The 1462-nt window shown below is 63.1% G+C and carries 1 protein-coding gene; it reads left to right on the top strand.

All coding sequences use genetic code 11. From position 1 onward, the window contains the following. The first annotated feature begins 242 nt into the window (after window positions 1-242). The gene (locus CXY71_RS00085; protein ID WP_104133716.1) at window positions 243-1442 is read left to right on the top strand and encodes an IS110 family transposase; all 1200 of its coding nucleotides are present in this window, start codon (window positions 243-245) and stop codon (window positions 1440-1442) included. Window positions 1443-1462: the final 20 nt, after the last annotated feature.

A 1462-nucleotide genomic window follows, 5' to 3' on the forward strand; every position in this document is an offset into this window, starting at 1 on the left:
CCCCGTTACCTTGTTTGTAACCTCGGATGGTGTGAGTATCTGAGGGAGTTGGCCTGTCGGGTCCGGCATGATTGTTGCCCCCAGTCGTTGATGATCCGGGGGGTGTTGTCACCGGACTCGATTGGCGTCGGGTGATCGCTGATAGGGGCTCGACTAGGCGTAAAGCCGAGGTCGTTCGTAACGTGGATGCCGAGACTTGACGCCGTAGACCAGGCCACGAATACAAGTGGATGGGAGCAGTCATGATCGAAAACTATGACAGCGTCGACGTGTTCGTTGGTGTCGACGTTGGCAAAGGCGAGCACCACGCCGTCGCCCTGAACCGGGCCGGCAAGGTCCTCTTCGACAAAGCATTACCGAACGACGAAGGCAAGATGCGGGCGGTGCTGCGGAAGCTGAAACAGTCCGGCACGGTGCTCGTTATCGTGGATCAGCCGGCCACGATCGGCGCCTTGCCGATCGCCGTCGCCCAAGCCGAAGGAGTCCTCGTCGGCTACCTGCCCGGCCTGGCGATGCGGCGCATCGCCGACCTCCACGCGGGTGAGGCGAAGACCGACGCCCGCGACGCAGCGATCATCGCCCAAGCCGCCCGGACGCTGCCGCATGCGTTGCGGTCGATTCAGCTGGCTGATGAGTCAGTCGCGGAGCTGTCGATGCTATGTGGTTTTGACGATGACATCGTGGGTCAGATGACCGCGACCAGCAACCGAATTCGCGGACTGCTCACCCAGATTCACCCAGCGTTGGAGCGGGTCGTGGGCCCGCACCTGGACCACCCAGCGATGCTAGATCTGCTCCAGCATTACCCGTCACCGGCGGCGATGAAAACAGCCGGCACCACGCGGATGGCCAACCGGCTGCTGAAGCTGGCCCCACGGATGGGCCGCCGCCTGGCAGAAGAAATCACCCAGGCACTGGGCGAACAAACTGTCGTGGTCGTCGGCACCCATGCCGCAGCAACGGTCCTCCCGCGCTTGGCTGAACAGCTCGCCGCCTTGCGCCGGCAGCGGTCCGACATCGCCGTCGAGGTCGAGAAGCTGGTGAACAACCACCCTCTTTCCCCCGTCCTGACGAGCATGCCCGGAGTCGGCGTCAGGACCGCAGCCCGGCTCCTCACCGAAGTCACCGGCAAGCACTTCGAAACCGCCGGCCACCTGGCCTCCTACGCCGGCCTCGCACCCGTGACCCGACGCTCCGGCAGCTCAATCCGCGGCGAACATCCCTCCCGACGAGGAAACAAGATCCTCAAACGCGCCCTGTTCCTATCCGCTTTCGCAGCACTCCGAGACCCCGTCTCACGGACCTACTACGACCGAAAAATCGTCCAAGGCAAACGCCACAACCAAGCCCTCATCGCACTCGCTCGACGCCGGTGTGATGTTCTATTCGCCATGCTGCGAGACGGCACCCTCTACGAAACTGAACACCAACTCGCTGCTTGACAAAAACATAGGGGCACCCC

The sequence above is a fragment of the Cryobacterium sp. Y62 genome (assembly GCF_002929785.1).
In the GTDB taxonomy this organism is placed as follows: Bacteria; Actinomycetota; Actinomycetes; order Actinomycetales; family Microbacteriaceae; genus Cryobacterium.